Source organism: Azotosporobacter soli, assembly GCF_030542965.1.
GTDB classification, from domain to species: Bacteria; Bacillota; Negativicutes; order SG130; family SG130; genus Azotosporobacter; species Azotosporobacter soli.
In genome coordinates this window covers 1-17,710 of record NZ_JAUAOA010000028.1, presented here as the reverse complement: position 1 = coordinate 17,710, position 17,710 = coordinate 1, and the positions used below count along the sequence as shown (strand labels likewise).

18 protein-coding genes are annotated in these 17,710 nt (G+C 48.3%); 5 read left to right on the top strand and 13 right to left on the bottom strand.

The features are described from left to right. Positions 1-86 precede the first annotated feature (86 nt). Both QTL79_RS16590 and QTL79_RS16585 read right to left on the bottom strand, forming a co-directional pair. The gene (locus tag QTL79_RS16590; protein WP_346356074.1) at positions 87-1,268 is read right to left on the bottom strand and encodes a YecA/YgfB family protein; all 1,182 of its coding nucleotides are present in this window, start codon (positions 1,266-1,268) and stop codon (positions 87-89) included. A gap of 215 nt (positions 1,269-1,483) precedes the next feature. Further along, positions 1,484-1,909: a type II toxin-antitoxin system HicB family antitoxin gene (locus QTL79_RS16585; protein WP_346356073.1), complete on the bottom strand. Its 426-nt coding sequence runs from the start codon at positions 1,907-1,909 to the stop codon at positions 1,484-1,486. A gap of 200 nt (positions 1,910-2,109) precedes the next feature. Here QTL79_RS16585 and QTL79_RS16580 point away from each other — a divergent pair, with 200 nt between their 5' ends. Further along, positions 2,110-2,343: a polya polymerase gene (locus tag QTL79_RS16580; RefSeq protein WP_346356072.1), complete on the top strand. Its 234-nt coding sequence runs from the start codon at positions 2,110-2,112 to the stop codon at positions 2,341-2,343. A 52-nt stretch (positions 2,344-2,395) separates the two neighbouring features. Here the strand turns inward: QTL79_RS16580 and lepB are convergent, their stop codons facing one another. The 11 genes from lepB to QTL79_RS16525 all read right to left on the bottom strand — a co-directional run bounded on the left by lepB (position 2,396) and on the right by QTL79_RS16525 (position 15,236). Continuing rightward, positions 2,396-2,935, bottom strand: a complete 540-nt coding sequence (gene lepB, locus QTL79_RS16575) for a signal peptidase I (protein WP_346356071.1) — start codon at positions 2,933-2,935, stop codon at positions 2,396-2,398. A gap of 97 nt (positions 2,936-3,032) precedes the next feature. Beyond that, positions 3,033-4,073: a sensor domain-containing diguanylate cyclase gene (locus QTL79_RS16570; RefSeq protein ID WP_346356070.1), complete on the bottom strand. Its 1,041-nt coding sequence runs from the start codon at positions 4,071-4,073 to the stop codon at positions 3,033-3,035. 108 nt (positions 4,074-4,181) lie between these two features. After that, on the bottom strand, positions 4,182-6,275 hold the full coding sequence (locus QTL79_RS16565) for a sensor histidine kinase (protein ID WP_346356069.1): 2,094 nt from the start codon (positions 6,273-6,275) through the stop codon (positions 4,182-4,184). Further along, positions 6,250-6,951: a response regulator transcription factor gene (locus QTL79_RS16560; protein ID WP_346356068.1), complete on the bottom strand. Its 702-nt coding sequence runs from the start codon at positions 6,949-6,951 to the stop codon at positions 6,250-6,252. The genes QTL79_RS16565 and QTL79_RS16560 overlap by 26 nt, the downstream gene beginning before the upstream one ends. A gap of 71 nt (positions 6,952-7,022) precedes the next feature. Further along, positions 7,023-7,973 (bottom strand): trigger factor, encoded by a 951-nt coding sequence (locus QTL79_RS16555; RefSeq protein ID WP_346356067.1) that lies wholly within the window; start codon positions 7,971-7,973, stop codon positions 7,023-7,025. Positions 7,974-8,134: 161 nt separating this feature from the next. Next, positions 8,135-9,478 (bottom strand): nucleobase:cation symporter-2 family protein, encoded by a 1,344-nt coding sequence (locus QTL79_RS16550; RefSeq protein WP_346356066.1) that lies wholly within the window; start codon positions 9,476-9,478, stop codon positions 8,135-8,137. An 18-nt stretch (positions 9,479-9,496) separates the two neighbouring features. Continuing rightward, the gene (locus QTL79_RS16545; protein ID WP_346356065.1) at positions 9,497-11,788 is read right to left on the bottom strand and encodes a xanthine dehydrogenase family protein molybdopterin-binding subunit; all 2,292 of its coding nucleotides are present in this window, start codon (positions 11,786-11,788) and stop codon (positions 9,497-9,499) included. Continuing rightward, positions 11,781-12,239: a (2Fe-2S)-binding protein gene (locus QTL79_RS16540; RefSeq protein ID WP_346356064.1), complete on the bottom strand. Its 459-nt coding sequence runs from the start codon at positions 12,237-12,239 to the stop codon at positions 11,781-11,783. The genes QTL79_RS16545 and QTL79_RS16540 overlap by 8 nt, the downstream gene beginning before the upstream one ends. Beyond that, positions 12,224-13,030: an FAD binding domain-containing protein gene (locus tag QTL79_RS16535; protein ID WP_346356063.1), complete on the bottom strand. Its 807-nt coding sequence runs from the start codon at positions 13,028-13,030 to the stop codon at positions 12,224-12,226. The genes QTL79_RS16540 and QTL79_RS16535 overlap by 16 nt, the downstream gene beginning before the upstream one ends. A gap of 180 nt (positions 13,031-13,210) precedes the next feature. After that, positions 13,211-14,470: a guanine deaminase gene (guaD, locus tag QTL79_RS16530; RefSeq protein ID WP_346356062.1), complete on the bottom strand. Its 1,260-nt coding sequence runs from the start codon at positions 14,468-14,470 to the stop codon at positions 13,211-13,213. A gap of 13 nt (positions 14,471-14,483) precedes the next feature. After that, positions 14,484-15,236, bottom strand: coding sequence for an SDR family oxidoreductase (locus tag QTL79_RS16525; RefSeq protein WP_346356061.1), 753 nt, complete (start codon positions 15,234-15,236; stop codon positions 14,484-14,486). Between the two features lie 365 nt (positions 15,237-15,601). Here QTL79_RS16525 and QTL79_RS16520 point away from each other — a divergent pair, with 365 nt between their 5' ends. From QTL79_RS16520 to QTL79_RS16505, 4 genes are all read left to right on the top strand, one after another. After that, on the top strand, positions 15,602-15,880 hold the full coding sequence (locus tag QTL79_RS16520) for a hypothetical protein (protein ID WP_346356060.1): 279 nt from the start codon (positions 15,602-15,604) through the stop codon (positions 15,878-15,880). A gap of 7 nt (positions 15,881-15,887) precedes the next feature. Then, a complete protein-coding gene (locus tag QTL79_RS16515; protein WP_346356059.1) occupies positions 15,888-16,370 on the top strand; it encodes a hypothetical protein in 483 nt (160 codons plus the stop codon). Between the two features lie 111 nt (positions 16,371-16,481). Continuing rightward, entirely contained in the window at positions 16,482-16,796 is a 315-nt protein-coding gene (locus tag QTL79_RS16510) for a hypothetical protein (protein ID WP_346353978.1), read from the top strand. A gap of 17 nt (positions 16,797-16,813) precedes the next feature. After that, a complete protein-coding gene (locus QTL79_RS16505; RefSeq protein ID WP_346353979.1) occupies positions 16,814-17,650 on the top strand; it encodes an IS3 family transposase in 837 nt (278 codons plus the stop codon). Positions 17,651-17,710 lie beyond the last annotated feature (60 nt).

Below are 17,710 nucleotides of genomic sequence, written 5' to 3'. Positions count from 1 at the left end.
CTTCGGTTTGCTTTAGCTTTATCATAGCCCGAGAAGATTAGTCCCACATTAAACGTGCATTAGATTTAGATTAAAAACGCCCCCGCTTACGAGTTGCCGCAACATTTTTTGAATTTCTTACCGCTGCCGCACAGGCACGGTTCATTGCGCCCCACTGTTTTTCCTGCAGCTAACGGCGTTTTTGCCAACGGAAGCTGCAAGACATTCTTATAAGCGAGATCACGAATCGATAATTCCGCCGGAGTATGTCCTTTCAGCCCCCACTGGCGTGTGTTGTTAACCAGGTAGGTCAACAGCGCAACAAAATCCTGCACAATTCCCTCAGAATCCATTTCCAAGCTCTCTTGCAGCAGTTCCACCAACTCCGTCAGCGAATAACCGTCATTGATTGCAACGACGCATTCCTCGACCAAACCTTCCGCCTCGCCGCGGGTAATGGCATAGTATTCGCCAATGAATTCCGCCAAACGCAAGAAAGCTTCCGTCTTTTCAACAAAGCCAACCTGACCGGCCAAACACAAATGTCTCGGTGTGAACGCGCGCCACGGCAGAGAGGACCGCAAGTCATGTTCGGCACGGACGCGTTCCTGGTCGGCCAGCAAATGAAAAAAGATATCCTTATCGCAGGCAATCAGATCATAGTAAACCGCTGCATTTTCACGTAATAAACGATCCAGCCTTATTTCATCAAAGCCTTTGGCACGCTCCAATACCTTAAGTTGATCCATGATTTGCGCCAGTGACATTGCGCCGTAATAATAGAGCATCCCGTGCACCAACGTCATGCACTCGTCATTGGCAGCCGCCTGCTTGGCAAGCGCAGTCTGGTCCAGAGTAGACAACTCTTTCACTACTTCGCTCGGCATCAGGAGCTGACGTTCCCCATCCTTCAATCCGGAAAAAAAGAGTCCCCGCTTACGAAAAAAAACAACGCAACCATCGTTAAAATTCTGTCCGGACATGCTACCGCCCGCAGCGACAAGTCTCTTAACGATTTCGTATTGTTCGAGATTCAAGTCACCCAGCAGCCGGGGCAATCCGGCAACAATTTCTTCTGCCAATCGCTCCACCAGTTCATTTTTCTTCAGCGAACTTATGCCTTTCAATTGCAAGCTGCGGCGCACATCCGCCAACTCATCCTTCGTCAGACGCGACAAGAAGAAGCGCAGGTCGCTCTCTTTCGCTATATCACAGCCCCAAAGCAGCTGCTCTCTTTTATTCCATGCCTTCTCCTGCAATTCTTCCAACTTTTCCATTTCTATCGCCATTGTCTTCTCATTTCCTCCATCTTTCCTGTCCAAGCAGCTTTGCTTAATTTCAGTATTATTATAAAGCAAACTTGTCATTTCACCAACCCCTGCGAAAAAACTGCGCAACGACATCTTTAACGTGAGCTTCACGCTCCCCAGTAATAACATCCGCTTTGAAAAATTAAAAGACAGTTGCCATGAGCCTACTCTGCATCGGCAACTGTCTTTTTCACTCACTTTTCAATCGATTCATCACGTTCGTTGCTGGTCGACGCCTGAGCCGAAAAATTGTTACGCTGCGCTTGATGATGCGAAAATAGCTTTATCGCATCATCAAGCGTAATCTTACCATCCTTAATCTGCATCAAGATATGTAGCATCTCAAGGTTTGTCGCCGAATTCTCGGCCTGCTTGAGCTTAATCGCAGCTTCGATGGCATCATTCAACACGGATGGCTCAGGAATTTCCGTCCCCTTATCGAGTGCCTTACGAAGCCATTCCTCCTTTGCCACTTTCAGCCTGCTTCGCGCATCCTTCTCGCTGCTGCCTTGCGCAATACAGCCGGGCAGTTCCACGACCGTTGCGGAAAATTTCATTTCACCGGTTTTCTCCACCACTACGCTATATGGTAAATTCATATAATAATCCAATGATTTCATCTTCGTCACCCCACTTTATTCATTGCACCGCTTTCATTTAGTTCACGCGGCGCGCTCTCTTTTTCGCTACTATTCGGCATCGAAACTGGAAACCCCTCCCTATGCGAGAATCTTCTCCGTACTTGTGCTTTTCGGCGCAGGAAATTGGCGCTTAATCAGCGAATAACGTAGTATCAGCCATTTTAAGGGAGGTAATTGCCTTGAAGATTCTACAAGTAACCAACGTGGAACGTTTTATGGAAGTCATTGACCAATGTAAAGGAAGCATCGAATTGGTGACTTCCGAGGGAGATCGTTTGAATCTGCGCTCAAAGCTTTGCCAATATGTCGCGCTTTCCAAAATCTTCAGCGAAGCCAAAATTGAAGACATTGAAATCATCGCCTCCGATCCTGAAGATTTGACGCTGCTCCTGCAATACATGATCCGTGGTTAAGACTTGAAAAAGAACGATCTATTCCAGCTGGAACAGATCGTTCTTTGCTTTTCTAATATAATTTAAAAATCATCACACCCGTTACATGATCAACGGGAATCGCGCCCATAAAACGGCTGTCGCTGCTGTTATTTCGGTTGTCACCCAAGACAAAAACATGATTTTCCGGCACTTTGATCGCCTGATCGTTCGAATATTTCATCGGCTCTTTTATATACGTTTCCGCCAATGCAACATCATTGCGATATACCTTGCCGCCGCTGAATCGCATCACATCACCGGGACGTCCGACAACCCGTTTGATATAAATATAATCCTGGCGCTGTACCCAGTTATTCACCGGTTCGATTAAATCATCCTGCAGTTTTCGTTCACGCTTGATCCGACTGTCAAGCACCACAATCGCGTCATAATCCGGCGTCTGTTTTAACGTATGGCCCAGTTTGGAAATAACGATATGTTCGTGGTTCTCTAGCGTCGGCTCCATCGACCGCCCTTCGACAATAATCTGTTGGAACAAGAAGATATTAATAAATAGCGCTGCCGCAACAGCAATCACAATACTATATAGCCATGACTGGATTACTTTCATACCTTTCCCTCCTTGATGCAGACGCTCATTTGCGTCATCCGGCTGGCGAGCCTGCTATTCATCTTAGCAAAAGTAGTACACAATTGCAAATAGCAATTCACAGCATCTCCAGCGTGCGTTCTAGCCGTTCCTGTTTGCTGCGCCGTTTCGCCTTGTACATTGTTCCATCCGCTTCTTTAATAATCTGCCACAAAGTCTTCTCTGCACCCCTTGCAACAGCCCAGCCGACGGACAGTGAACCTTGGACGCCCTTCACTCCTGGCAGACGCACCGACAAGTTCTTGATTTTACGGCAGAGTTTTTTCACTTCATCAACACTGCCATCCGGCCAAAATAAGACAAATTCATCGCCGCCCAAACGTATCCATGCCCCCGTTTCAGGGCAACACTGGCGCAGCAGTTCCGCCGTATTGGTCAAATACTGATCCCCGACGATATGACCATAACTGTCATTTACTTCTTTCAAGCCATCGCAATCACAAATAATCAATGCCAGATGGCGCTTTTCCAATTCATGTTCCCATTTTTTTATACGCTCTTCCAAATAGCGCCGATTTTTCAATCCGGTCAATGCATCCTGATAACTCCAACGCCGTAGCTCCGCCTCTTTTTTTCGACCTGCCGTCAGTTCCTTTTTTAGTTTTTCTGCCTGCTCCGCCCGCGTTTTTGCCGCCATCGCCAAACTGGCCATCCTCTGCAGAGCCGCTAAACGCATCGCATAAAGGCTGTTTGCATGATCAAGATTGATGATGCAAAGCACCCCTTCTAGCTCACCGTCTCTTTTAAGCGGCAAGGCAAGAATGGCGTCAAGGCTGATTTCAGCTCGCTCTAAGCTCCCACTCCAATTCTTGCCTGCCTCGAGCAAAAGAGGATGCTGCGGCGATTTTAACCAAAGCAGGATTTCTTTTTTTTCTTTCAAGACCTTTTCCAGTCCGCAAAGCTCCGGCTCGGTGGCAAGCAGGACTTGTAGTTTGGCGGTCTGCGCCTGTACGCCAAATAAAACTCCACGACTGCCCGGAAATAAGCGACATCCTTCTTCTAAAATGATCCGCCTTATTTCCAGTGCATCCGTGCAGTTTATTAACCGCTCTGCCAAACGCCAAATTTTTTCTGTATCACAGCCGCCAATCCCAAGCATCCTAAGACATCCCTTCGGATCCGTTATTGCATATTCACTATGATACCACAGGACTATGTTTTAGTGCTATGGTCCCACGTGTTTTTTTCTCTTGCAATAAAAAATCCGCTATTTCAGCAACGGAACGCCCAGTCTGATTTTAAACAAATCGCCATCGACAGTCAGTTCGCAACTGCCTTTTTGCAATTCCATGAAACTTTTTACAATAGCCAAACCTAAGCCCGAGCCATCGCCCGTACGCGATTCATCACCGCGCGCAAAGCGTTCAACAATTTCAACTTCATTGAAATTCATCGGATAACTTGCAATATTTTTCACCGTCACATAGGCAACGTCTTCACTGCGTCGAACGTCTACATAAACACGCGTTCCCGCCAGACTGTACTTAATGGCATTGTTCAGTACATTCGACATCACGCGCCACAATTTGGTTCCGTCTGCCATTACCATGATCTTTTCCTCCGGCATGTTCATCACCATCATAAGCTCAGCCGCGGAAAAGCCGTCTTCATACTCGGCGTAAGATTGCGAAAGCAAATCATTCAGGCACAATGCCTCAAGCTTCAGTGCGATCGTTCCGCTCTGCGCTTTGGAAATTTCAAACAAATCATCAACCAAATGCTGCAAACGAATTGATTTTGATTGTATGATCGCCACATATTTTTGCACCTGATCTTCACTAAGACCCGCGCGCGATAATAAGTCCGAATACGAAATAATCGAGGTAAGAGGCGTTTTCAAATCGTGAGAGACATTTGTGATCAATTCCACTTTCATATGTTCGGCTTTGACTTCACGTTCCAGAGCGTTTTTCAAGCCATCCGCCAAATGATTCAAATCATGAATCACCTCATCGATGCCCGGTGAACCGCACGGCCCTATTTCACACTCCATCTGACCATCCTTGATTCGCTTGATTCCCTCAGCCAGCGCTTTGAATCCCTCGAGTCGTTTCAACAGTACCTTTGCCGCTGCATAATTGACTGCCAGAAACAAAATGACGCCCGCTATTTCTCCGAGTAAAGCATAGCGCTCACGCAGTTGCCAAAACAAAACGCCGCTGCCGGCTAATGCCGTCAAATACAACAATTGAAAGGCGACTGCTTTTATAAACAGCGCACCGCCGCCAACAACTTGCCGCAGTTCATAAAGCAAGCGATATAGCGCGGTATGGCGAAGCATCGAGCGGCTTCGCCAGCGCTTTGCCAACATCACTGCATATGCGATGCACAGCAAGTAGGTGACTGCAAATGCTAACTGCCCGCCTTGTACAACAAGCGGCGCAAGGCGACTTTGTTCTTCCAGTGCAATCGAAAAGCCCGTACTGCCGCTCAACGTAGCCGCGGCCGCAAAGAGAAGCAGGGCCGCATCGAGATATAATCGTTCCCAAAACGCCCACTGCAGGCTTTCACCACTTGGCGTCCTACCAGCGGTGTGCATCAACCACAAGAGAGAGAACGTTATCAAAATCAAACCACCGGCGGTGCGATAAATACCCGCCGAACCGTTTTTATGCCGTGGTTCGAACGCCGCCGCCTGTCGCTGGAAAACCGTTTCGCTAAAAGCAATATATGCGACCTGATCTTGAGTCAACACCACTTTGCCATGGTAGGGCAAAGCAAGATAGGCTTCCGGTTCTTTGCTGGCCGCTTGGTTACTATCCATAACCGAATAAAAGAGTCCGTCGTAGTTCTCGATAAAGCTTTTCGCTTCGTTAAAAAGCTTTATCTTCTTTGCCACCAATGCATCCTTAGCCGCCGCCTGTTTGTTCTCAAACTCCGCCTTGAGCATAGCCAGTTTCTCGCTTCGTTCCCATTCAAGGCGCGCTTTATCCTCCTGGCTGTCCATCCGAATCGCAGCCTCTATCTGCGCGTCATACTTATCTGCGACTCGTTGTGTTGCCGCTTTACGCTCTTGAATCACAGCAGTCAATTCCTGCTCTAACTCCGTCGCCGAAACGGCTTGACCGCTAAGGATATAATCTTCGCCGCGCAACGTAAGCATTACAACCAATCGTTCTCTGACCGCTGCAACTTCTTCCGCCAACATAGCGCTTTGCAAATAATCCGCTTCCAGTCCGCAAGGAAAATCCCGGTATGCCCCCATACCGGAATAGACCTGCAATGTCCCGAACAAGCCGACTACGATCGCCAAAACTTTGAAAAAAATCGAAAAGCTAATATTTTTCGATTTTGTAGCCAATCCCCCACACCACCTTAAGATATCTAGGTTCCTTCGGGTTAATTTCAATTTTCTCCCGAATTCTTCGAATATGGACGGCTACCGTATTATGTCCATTGATATTCGGCTCATTCCAAACACGTTCATAGATTTCATCGATTGAAAACACCCGCCCGAGATTTTGCATCAACATGAGCAGCATCTTGTATTCGATCGGCGTCAGCTTGACTTCTTCGCCATCTACGCTGACCGCTTTCAGTTCGGTATCCATCGTCAAAGCGCCCGTCGTGATCGCACCACTATTCACCGGCGCTGCACCGAACGTCGTGTAGCGTCGCAATTGCGACTTCACTCGGGCAATCAGCTCCAACGGACTAAACGGTTTCGTAATATAATCATCCGCTCCCATCGTCAAACCGAAGATCTTATCCGTGTCTTCACTTTTTGCCGACAAAAGTATGATAGGAATATTTCTTTCTTCTCTTATCTTCAGCATGGCCTGAATGCCATCTAATTTAGGCATCATAATATCCATGACAATAATATGAAATTCTTTCTCCGCCAATAAGCGGATCGCCTCGGCTCCGTCATAGGCGACGGTCACTGCCAACCCCGCCTGGGCAAGGTAAATTTCAATCGCTCCGACAATTTCTTTATCATCGTCGACAACTAATACCTGGTGTTGTTGCTGTTGCAATCCTATATCCTCCTCTGACTGATTCAGCCTTTTGCCTTATTGTACCACCGTCAGCCAAAACAGTCGAACGGTTACATCGCCTGCGCTGTTTTACGCTCCTCTTGCTGAAGAAAATATTGATAAACCCGCTCCCTGCCGTATCGCTGATAACTTTCCATGACGTACTTCTCATAGGCAACCAGGCGTCTCGCCTGTTCCAACTTATAGCCGTTCTCCAGCGCGTATCTTCTAATATAATCCTCATATGTACGTTTCGTAAAAGCCACCCGATCCATCTTAGCCAACGCTTTTCCAAGCAGCATTTCTTTGATCATCAATATATACCAGCTGCGATTGTACTGCATGAACTCTTCCAACGAACGGCAACCGATTCTCAGTTCAAGCTGTTCTGGCGTCAGCTCCGTCGCATCTAAGCCTGCTATTTCAAGCAACGTGATCCAACGGCTGATTTCGCTGCGGCAAATCAAATCAAGATCCGTCTCCGCGATCAAAAACTCCGACAACTTGACAAGCTGTTCAAAAACGATATTGCTTGTTTTCCGATAGCTTTCTTGACGGGAACGACGCAAACTTTCCGCATACAGATATTCACGCAGTTTTTTTACGCTGTCGACGCCTTCCACTCCCGAGCGGGCCGCCATTTCATCCGTTAGCAGCGGTACATACTGTCGTTCAATTTTGATAATCTTAGTTTTGATAATATAACCATCAAACTTTATCACTTGGTTTTCATTCTTTTTCAAGCCGATGAGTTTGTTTTCAAATTGCTGGTGAAACATGCCCGCGCCGACGAGCAAGACAATACTCTTTTGATTATACCACTCTAACATACTTTCCATTTTAATGGTGACGAGGTCACCCTTTTTTATATAATCATCCACTTCAAGCAATTCGGCATTGCGCTTCGCGGTCGCCAGCAAAGCTTCCTGTATCTGTGCCTCATCGACTTCAACGCGCAAATACTCATCGCTCACATAAATCCTCTTATAGTTGAACATTTCTTTGATTTTCGATTTGAACATAAAAATTCACATCCTTATCAACGCTTGCGACAGGCTCCGCCGCAAGGTAATTGTATCAGATGAATTTTACAAACTCTTCGTCATATTTATTACAACTTTATGAACTTTTTACAAAACGGGGCCTTTTTTGCACTGCCGCAAAAAAGGCCCCGTTCTTTAACTTAGCTTGCTTGATCCATCTTTTCCTTCACCGCAGACGCTGTTTGCGTACCATTGAGCAGCGCATTCAAGAGGATGGCCGTCACACTGCCGGCCGTGATGCCGCTGTGCAGAATCACCTGTGCCCAGCTGGGGAAATGATGATAAAAGTTCGGTACTGCCAGAGTAATCATGCCAATGCCCATGCTGACCGCAACGACCATCATATTGTGCGTGCCGTCAAACTGAACCTTCGCTAACGTTTTCATGCCGCTTGCGGCAACCATGCCAAACATGGCAATTCCCGCACCGCCCAATACTGCCACCGGTACGGCGGCAATCACAGCGGCCAATTTGGGCAGCAAGCCAAGCACGATCAAGATAGCGCCCGCTGCCGCAACGACAAAGCGGCTCTTCACCCGCGTCAAACCAACCAAGCCGACATTTTGCGCAAAAGCCGTATAAGGAAAACTGTTGAGCATACCACCTAGCATCGTCGAAAAACCGTCCGCACGAAGCGCGCGCGCCAAATCTTTTTCCGTGACCGGTTTATCAATGATTTCGCCAACGGCAATGCAATCTCCGGTCGTCTCCGTCATGACGACCAACATCACGACGACCATCGCCGCGATCGATGCGAGATCGAACGTCGGCAAACCGAAAGCAAACGGAGTCGTAACACCGATCCAGCCAGCAGTCGCAAGCGTGGAAAAGTCCACCAACCCAAATGGCATCGCAATGAGCGTACCTGCCGCAAGACCGAGCAGTACGGCAATATTGCTGAGAAAGCCTTTAAAATAGCGGTAAAAAAAGAGTACCAACGCCAATGTCATCATGGCTAATCCAACCTGCGGCAAACTGGCAAAATTCGCTGCCGCCGGATTGCCTCCTCCGACCCAGCGTACGGCGACCGGCATTAGCGTAACGCCGATAATCGTGATAATCGTTCCCGTCACTACCGGAGGGAAAAAGCGCAATAAACGGCTGAAATAAGGCGCCGCAAGATATGTGACCACGCCGGCAACGATGATCGAACCGTAAACACCGTTCAGACCATGTGCCTTGCCGATAATAATCATCGGCGTAACGGCGGCAAAGGTAACGCCTTGAATGATCGGGATACGAATGCCCATATTCCAAAAACCAAGCGTTTGAATCAGCGTTGCAATGCCGCAGGTGAAAAGATCCGCATTGATCAGATAAATCAACTGCTCTTTGCCGAGTCCTAGGGCATTAGTAAGAATCAGCGGTACGGCGACCGCGCCCGCATACATGGCCAGCACATGCTGGAATCCATAAGTAAACAGTTTGCCCAACGGCAACGTTTCATCTACCGGATGTACTTTATTTGAACTTTGTTCTGTCATAATAAAACGCCTCCGTTCTTATTCTTCGTTTCCTTGCTTTTTCTGCACCGCCTGCCATACTTTTTCCGGCAAAATCGGCAGCTCCGTTATCCAGACGCCGGTGGCATTATATACTGCATGCGCAATCGCCGGCGGCGGCGTATTAATGACAACTTCACCCACCGATTTCGCGCCAAAGGGTCCGGTCGGTTCATGGCTTGCTTCGAACGCGACCTTGATCTCGCCGACATCCTTGCGGCTGGGGATTTTATATTGCATGAAGCTGTTCGTCTGCATCATGCCGCGCCGATCATAGCGCACATCTTCAGTTAGCGCCATACCAATCCCCTGAACCGTACCGCCTTCCACCTGAATGCGCGCCAGATTCGGATTGATCACCGTGCCGCAGTCCACTACGGAGACATATTCAACAACTGCAACCTTACCGGTTGCCAGATCGACTTCGACTTCGGCAAAACCGGCGATGAACGGCGGCGGCGAAACGGGACTGCCATGCGTCGCCGTACCGCTCAACTGCATTTTTCCGCGTCCTGAAACAAGCAGGTTTGCCAAAGAGATGAGTTCAATCCGCTTGTCGCCTCGAAGCGTGCGAATTTCTTCGCGTTCCCAGACCAGATCCGCCGCATCGGCAGCCAAGTGCAATGCAGCCTGCTCCATTATTTTCTGCTTCAGCTCCTGCGCCGCTTTCACAACAGCCATCCCTGTGACATACGTCGTGCTTGAAGCATACGAGCCGGGATCATAAGGCGATACATCGGTATCGGCCGCGTGGACGATGATGCTGTCAAGTTCGGCATCCAACACCTCGGCTGCCATTTGAGCCAGTATCGTATCGCTGCCGGTTCCCATATCCGTAGACCCAATCAGCAGCGTATAGTTTCCGTCATCATTCCAGCGGATCTCGGCCGCCGCCGTATCGATTCCGGCGATGCCGGAACCTTGCATCGTGACGGCCATGCCGACGCCGCGCACTTTTCCAGCGCCGCACTCCTTGCGCGTCGGATATTTTTCCTGCCAGCCGATTAACTCTTTTCCGGTAATAATACAGCGGTCCAGTGCAGAGCTGTTTATCGTTTTTCCGGTAACGCTGGTCTCGCCTTCGCGGATCAGATTCTTCAGGCGCAGCTCCGCCGGATCGACCTTTAAGACCACCGCCAATTTATTTACCGCCGATTCCAGTGCGAAGCCGCCCTGTGTTGCACCATAACCGCGCAAAGCACCCGCCGGCATCTTGTTCGTATATACGACCTGTCCATAGAAGCGAACCGCTTTTGTCTTGTTGTAAAGCGGCAACGTTTTATCGCCTACAACTGCAAATACGGTCGATGCATGCTCGCCGTAAGCGCCGGTATCCGACAGTCCCTGAATATCTACCGCACGGATATAGCCCTCTAGATCTGCCCCAAGCCGTACCGTCAGTTTCATGGCGTGTCGACTGGTCGTGCAGCCAAAGGTCTCTTTGCGATCATACACGATTTTCGCCGCTTTGCCCGTCTTTAACGTCACGATCGCGCAAAACATCTCGACCACTCCGGTCTGCTTGCCGCCAAAACCGCCGCCGATACGCGGTTTGATCACCCGGATTCGGCTGGCAGGAATTTGCAGCGCTCTGGCTAATTGACGCCGCACATGAAACGGAATTTGCGTCGAACTAACCACCACCAAGCGCCCGGTGTGGTCAAGATGACTGAATGCGCGGTATGTCTCCATCATTGCATGCGCCTGCGCCTGCGTATGGTACGTTTCCTCGACAACTACAGCGCACTCGGCCAATACCGCCTCGACATCGCCGACTTCGGTCTTGTGCGTGGAAACGACATTCTCCATTTGCTTCATACCAATATCAAAATTGCAATGCAAATCGCTTTCCGGATGGATGATCGATGCGGCACCGGCCGCTTTTTCAAAATCGAGTACCGCTTGGTACACTTCATAATCAACCTTGATCAGTTTCATCGCCTTGACGGCGGTCTTTTCATCAACGGCCGCGACAATCGCGACCTCATCGCCGACATAGCGGACAATCGGATCGAGAACTAATCGGTCGTACGGCGACGGCTCCGGATAAGACTGCCCTGCCAAGGTAAACCGCACATCAGGAACATCATTATGCGTAAGCACGCAGGCAACGCCCTCCAGTTTCAAGGCCTTGCTGGCGTCAATTTGCTTGATTCGGGCAAATGCATGCGGGCTACGCAATATTTTTACAACGAGCGCATTCGCGTCCGCCAAGTCTTCTGTATAAACCGGTTTGCCAAGCGCCAGCGGCAATGCATCGGTCTTGGGCACACTTTTGCTGACATTACGCATCCTTTGCCACCCCCAGGTAAGTCTTAACCGCCCGGAGTTGTCCCATGTAGCCGGTGCAGCGGCAGAGGTTTCCCGTCAAATAATGAATAATTTCTTCATCGCTCGGCGCGGTAAGTTCGCGTTTCATCGCCAATACCGTCATGATGAAGCCAGGACTGCAAAAACCGCATTGTTCAGCGCCCTCCGCAGCCAGAACTTTGGCAAACGCCTCCGCTTCCGCTGCGACGCCTTCTAGCGTCGTAACCGTTTTTCCGTCGACGCGAATCGCAAGCACCGCACAGGATAATGTCGGCTGTCCGTCGATCCAAACACTGCACAGACCGCAGCAAGTCGTATCGCAACCTTTACGCACACTGCAAAACCCATAACGGCGCAGTGCGTCCGCTAAAAATTCCGCTTTGCCGACGCGCAATGCCATCGCTTTATCATTAATGATCACTTCAATTTGCATGAGATGACCTCCTCAATCGCACGTTGTACAAGCGTCAGACATACGCTTTGCCGATAGACAGCCGAACCGCGCATACTAGCGCCGAATGTGATTTCATCCGCTGCCGTTTGCGCCGCCCGCAAAATAACAGGCGCATCGATAACGCGCGCCGCTTCGAGCAAGGCCGCAGCCTGTTTAGCCAGTACCGCACAATGCGGCCTTGCGCCAACTGCAATCCTCCAACCGCACTCACTCTGCGAAACCGCAACATTCAAAACCGGAAAATCGCTGGCTGAATTGCGTAAATCCAAGTATGCCGCACACCGATTCCTCTTATGCACAAAAACTTTCGTCAAAATATCCTTTTCATATGGACGCGCCAAAAACGCTTCTAACGACATACGCCCGCCGTGATGCAGCTCCACGTCTGCATCCAGCGCCAAGAATGCCGTGATCACATCGGAAAAACCATATTTTGAAAATATTGAGGCGCCAAGCGTTGCAACATTTCTAAACTGTATGCCGATAATCGAGCCGAGCGCACGCGACAGGATATGATTGCCGCAGAGTGCAAGGCCGCTATGTTTTTCGATATCACGTAATGTCGCCATTGCGCCGATTTCAATTTCACTGTTTTCCTCGCGTATATAACGCAGTCCCAGGTTTGACAAATCTATGGCCGTCCCAATCCGTTGCGACCCTAAACGCAAAAAAGTACAGCCGCCAAGGACTGCATTGTTGCGTTTATTGATCAACGCCTTGTATGCTTCTTCAACCGTTTCCGGCTGAATCAGATGGAGCACGCTAAACATAAAAAACCTCCGTAGAGCATAGAATAAAGCGAATGGGCAATGATTGCTCTCTTCGGATTGTAGCATAGCATTTTAAATTAGATAAATTAATTTTAATAATGCATTCTATAAGTTTAAATAATAAAAGGTTGCCTCCGCATGACGGCTTACCGTCTGCATTGAGACAACCTATCCTCTGTTTTATTTCAATGGACTGCCTGCTGCGTAGCGCGCAATAATATTTCCAGGATTTCCTGTGTAAATAAATTGCTGCAATCGTTCCAGCAAGGTCTTTCCCGCGCGTTCGGCCGGAGTATCTTCAATGACCAGCGCATCAAATTCATAACCGGGTTCAAAACTGCCGACCTTGCCAAAGAAACGACCGCCTCCTTTGGTCGCCAGATAAAAAACTTCCGGCAATGTCAATGGTTTTTGCGCACTGTCATAACTCGATTGGATCTTGGACATTTGAATCGCGGAGCGCATCGTCTGCAACATCGATAAGGTATGACCCGCGCCAATATCGGTTCCCAACCCCACTGTCACGCCCGCTTCCAGCAAGCGACGCGTCGGCATGATGCCGCTGGCCAGATTCAGATTGGAATCCGGGCAATGAACAGCAACCACGCCGCTTTCACACATGCGCTTTACCGCACTGTCCGTAAGATGAATGCAGTGCGCCATAATCGTCGGCGTCTGGCCGAACAGCTGATAATTGTCATATACCGCATGGTATTCGCCCTGCGCAGGAAACAATTCCGCAACCAAACGAACCTCCGCCATATTTTCTGATAAGTGCGACTGCACCGGTACTTGATGGCGAAGGGCCAATTTGCCAAGGCCCTCCAACAATTGCGGCGTGCTCGTCACGGCAAAGCGCGGCGTAAGGATGGGTTTGACTAGCGGTTCACCGCTCCAACGGAGGAGGAATTCTTCCGTTTCGCGCAAAGACTGCTGCGTATCTTCTTGCAGCGCTGCGCCGCAGTTTGCATCCATGTTCACTTTTCCGACATAGGCGCCGATGCCGCGTCTTTTTAAGACCTCGCACAAAATATCACAGCTTGGCGCGTGAATCGTACCGAAAATAACCGCACGCGTAGTCCCCTGCCTGATTAACTCCGTCGCAAAGGCTTCATATATGGAAGCCGCATACGCGAGGTCGGCAAAGCGTGCTTCTTCCTTAAACGTGTATTGCTCCAACCACTCCAACAATTGCAGATCCATGCCCAAACCGCGTTGGTTGAATTGAGCGCCATGCGTATGAAGATCGACCAAACCGGGAATGATTAAACGCTCGCCAAAATCCTCAACCGGACAGGCTTCATATTCTTGCGGCAACCTATCGACTACAGCCTGCACCCGCCCTTGGCGCAGGATCAGATAGTGATCCGGACAAATCGTAAAGGCATCTCTTTCAGCGGCGTATATCAGATTCCCTTTGATTACTTTTACTTGACTCATTGTATCGCCTGCCTCATTCATGATATATCATTTTTTTCGTCATGCCGCCATCGGCGACAATATTTTGTCCGCTGATGAAACCGCTCTCATTAGACAATAAAAATGCCGTCAGCTCCGCAATGTCCTCCGGCATGCCGACGCGTCCCACCGGATGCTGCGCATGATCCTGCGCTGTAAGCGCCACTGTCCCTTGCGAAGTATCGATCCAGCCCGGCGAAACCGCATTCACCCGAATCGCCGGTCCGAGTGAGTTGGCCAGCGCATGCGTAAGTCCCAGCACGCCCGCTTTCATCGACGCATAGGCTTCGTTGTTAACTTCACTCATCAGCGCGCGCGTAGACGCAATGTTGACAATGGCTGCAGACGAAGCTTTTCGTAATAACGGCACGGCAAGTTTCACCGTGGCAAAATACGCACGCAAATTGACTGCGAACATTCTATCGAATTCTTCCAGGCTCAGTTCATCAATACTCTTAAAGGAAACCAACGCCGCATTGTTGACAAGCCAGTCCAAGCGCCCATATTCGTTTTCCACCCGCGCAAAAAGTTGCTCTATCTCGGTAGCCTCGGCAACATCAGTCGGCTGAAAAACAGCCGCCAACCCGTCATTTCTTAATGCACAGGCTACAGCCTCACCGGCCTCGATATCGATATCTGCAAGAATGACTTGTGCGCCGCACTGCGCCAAGCGGGTTGCGATTGCTTTACCGATCCCGCGCGCCGCTCCGGTTACGACGGCAATCGCTTGTCGTTTTTTTGCTTGCATTGCATATCCCCCTGAGAAAATCCGCTATTTTTCTTTTTTGCACAAAGAAAAACGGATTGCAGCATTTATTGTCAATCCGTTATCTCTTTTTCTTTCGCTTTCATTATATCTGTATTTTCACTATTTTTCCACTATTATCTGCCATCGCCATACGATAGTAATTGACACCTTACTGGCCCCCACGTATAATAGAAAGCAATTGCATAGTATGCAGGGGGAGTAACCTTTACAGTAAAATCGTCAATACGATGCGGTGACGCATCCGGTTTTACTGGCAAGACTTTTGCTGGTCAGACCTTGCTTATATGATTCATTCATGTAAGTATGGTCTTTTTGATTTATTCGGCGAAAAAGGAGCAATCATCATGTCAGAACGACTTACTTTGCACGAGGTCCTGCGTGACCACGGCGTGCCGTTGGCCACCTTACAGGTAACCGCATCACAGGAGGAATGTCTGGCTCTTAGAGAACGCTTGATGGCGCTTCGCGATTTGACGCAAGGAAAAAGCCAGGGCTATCTTGAAGTAGCCTGCACATTCTACATCGATGTTCATGACATCGATCGCTACTTGTCCGGCGAACTGCCAACGTTAAATGAAATTTACACCTTTCCCGAAGATGTAAGAGAGTACAAGGAGGAATAACCAAACCATGAAAAAAATGAAAAAAGCCACGCTACTTGCTTTTTTAGTCCTGTTTTCTGTTCAATCCATTGCTTTTGCCGCTGTCGGAGGTTCTAAAACCAAGAGCGCAACGCCCCCGCCTCCGCCCAAAAGTTCGAGTTCAAGCACCAACTCCACTTCATCCAGCACGACGCCCGACTATAAACCGTCAACGCCAGCCAGCACCTTGGGTGAAAAAGCGCCTGCCGCCAAACCCCCTACACCTCCTCCCGCACAGCAGTCAACGAGCGGCGGTTTCTTGCGCAGTCTCGGCATGTTCGGCGGCGGTATGCTGATGGGCAGCATGCTCGGCAACATGTTTGGTTTCGGTAATAGCGGCGCAGCTTCCGGCATCTTTGGCCTGCTCTTCAACCTCTTGCTGCTGGGCGGCTTGTTTATGGGCGGACGCTTTTTGTGGAACAAATACCAGGAAAGCAAAAACAAGAAAAACGGCCCAAATCAATGGCGCTAATGCGTCTATAAAAAAGAATCCCGTGAACTGCATTGAACTGAACCAATAAAAACGGACAATGACAAAACACCCCCAGTTGTAGATAATTAATCTATGACTGGGGGTGTTCATATGTCAGGGCAAAGAGGAATAAAACATTTTGGAGAACACATTATTCTCGACGTTCTAAAAATGAAAGAAGAAGGCAAAACGAATCGTGAAATTAGCGAGTTCTATGGATTTAAGGATAAATACGTAATCAAAGAACTAATCCGAAGACACAACCGAAAACAAAAGATGATTGAATCTGGAATTATTCCACGGAAAAAAGGCAGACCGCCTAAAAGCTATGTTACCATACAGGATAAAAGAGATAATGAAATCAAGCGTTTAAAGATGGAAAACGAACTATTACGTTCTTTTCTTCAAATCGTTGGAAGGAAGTGAGGCCATCTGTAAAATACATGGCAATTTATAAAAACCAAGACAGCTATTCTATCTCTGCAATGTGTGACTTTTTTGATGTATCACGCAGTGGGTACTATGATTTTGTTCATCGCATGAATCAACCGAATCGCAATGAACGAATCGTAGCAGAAATTGCGGTATGCCAAGAAATATCAAAAAGAACGTATGGATATCGAAGGGTTCATTTGTGGCTTCAACAGAATAGAAATATATTTATTGATCCGAAAACCGTTCTTCGCTTAATGAGCAAATATAATTTATTATCTCAAATTCGCCGACGTAAAAAATACAAGAGAATGCAGCAACAACTTCATAAATATGAAAATCTACTCAATCGTGATTTTGAAGCAACTGCGCCGAATCAGAAATGGGTTACCGACATTTCATACATCCATACACTCCAAGGAATCCTGTATTTATCAATGATACGCGATGCGTTTGATCGCAGTATTATTGCTTATAAAACAGGAACAGAACAAACTGTAAATTTAGTTCTTGAAACAATTCGAACTGCCATGAAAAAGGAAAAAGTCACTACAGAGCTGCAACTCCATAGTGACCAAGGGTTTCAATACACTTCACAGGGGTATTTTAACCTAACTAAAGAGTATGGTATTACACCGTCCATGTCAAGGCGAGGAAATTGTTATGATAACGCATTAGCTGAAAACTTTTTTAGTATTTTGAAAGCAGAATGCATTTCGAGAATACATCTCAAAACATTTGCAGAGGCTAACGAGGTTATCGATGAGTATATCTATTTTTATAATTTTGAACGCATTCAACTAAAAACAAAACTGACACCGTATGAAAAACGATGCCAGTTTGCGTAATTTAAAGCTATTCTACTTCTGGGCGTTTTATTTTATGTACGTTGTTTCTGGTTCAGTTCA

Coding starts and splice junctions, on each gene's coding strand:
- QTL79_RS16550 (WP_346356066.1), bottom strand. CDS start 9,478: ATGACAGAACAAAGTTCAAATAAAGTACATCCGGTAGATGAAACGTTG.
- QTL79_RS16585 (WP_346356073.1), bottom strand. CDS start 1,909: ATGAAATCATTGGATTATTATATGAATTTACCATATAGCGTAGTGGTG.
- guaD (WP_346356062.1), bottom strand. CDS start 14,470: ATGAGTCAAGTAAAAGTAATCAAAGGGAATCTGATATACGCCGCTGAA.
- lepB (WP_346356071.1), bottom strand. CDS start 2,935: ATGAAAGTAATCCAGTCATGGCTATATAGTATTGTGATTGCTGTTGCG.
- QTL79_RS16505 (WP_346353979.1), top strand. CDS start 16,814: ATGGCAATTTATAAAAACCAAGACAGCTATTCTATCTCTGCAATGTGT.
- QTL79_RS16535 (WP_346356063.1), bottom strand. CDS start 13,030: ATGTTTAGCGTGCTCCATCTGATTCAGCCGGAAACGGTTGAAGAAGCA.
- QTL79_RS16520 (WP_346356060.1), top strand. CDS start 15,602: ATGTCAGAACGACTTACTTTGCACGAGGTCCTGCGTGACCACGGCGTG.
- QTL79_RS16570 (WP_346356070.1), bottom strand. CDS start 4,073: ATGCTTGGGATTGGCGGCTGTGATACAGAAAAAATTTGGCGTTTGGCA.
- QTL79_RS16555 (WP_346356067.1), bottom strand. CDS start 7,973: ATGTTCAAATCGAAAATCAAAGAAATGTTCAACTATAAGAGGATTTAT.
- QTL79_RS16545 (WP_346356065.1), bottom strand. CDS start 11,788: ATGCGTAATGTCAGCAAAAGTGTGCCCAAGACCGATGCATTGCCGCTG.
- QTL79_RS16525 (WP_346356061.1), bottom strand. CDS start 15,236: ATGCAAGCAAAAAAACGACAAGCGATTGCCGTCGTAACCGGAGCGGCG.
- QTL79_RS16540 (WP_346356064.1), bottom strand. CDS start 12,239: ATGCAAATTGAAGTGATCATTAATGATAAAGCGATGGCATTGCGCGTC.
- QTL79_RS16510 (WP_346353978.1), top strand. CDS start 16,482: ATGTCAGGGCAAAGAGGAATAAAACATTTTGGAGAACACATTATTCTC.
- QTL79_RS16515 (WP_346356059.1), top strand. CDS start 15,888: ATGAAAAAAATGAAAAAAGCCACGCTACTTGCTTTTTTAGTCCTGTTT.
- QTL79_RS16590 (WP_346356074.1), bottom strand. CDS start 1,268: ATGGCGATAGAAATGGAAAAGTTGGAAGAATTGCAGGAGAAGGCATGG.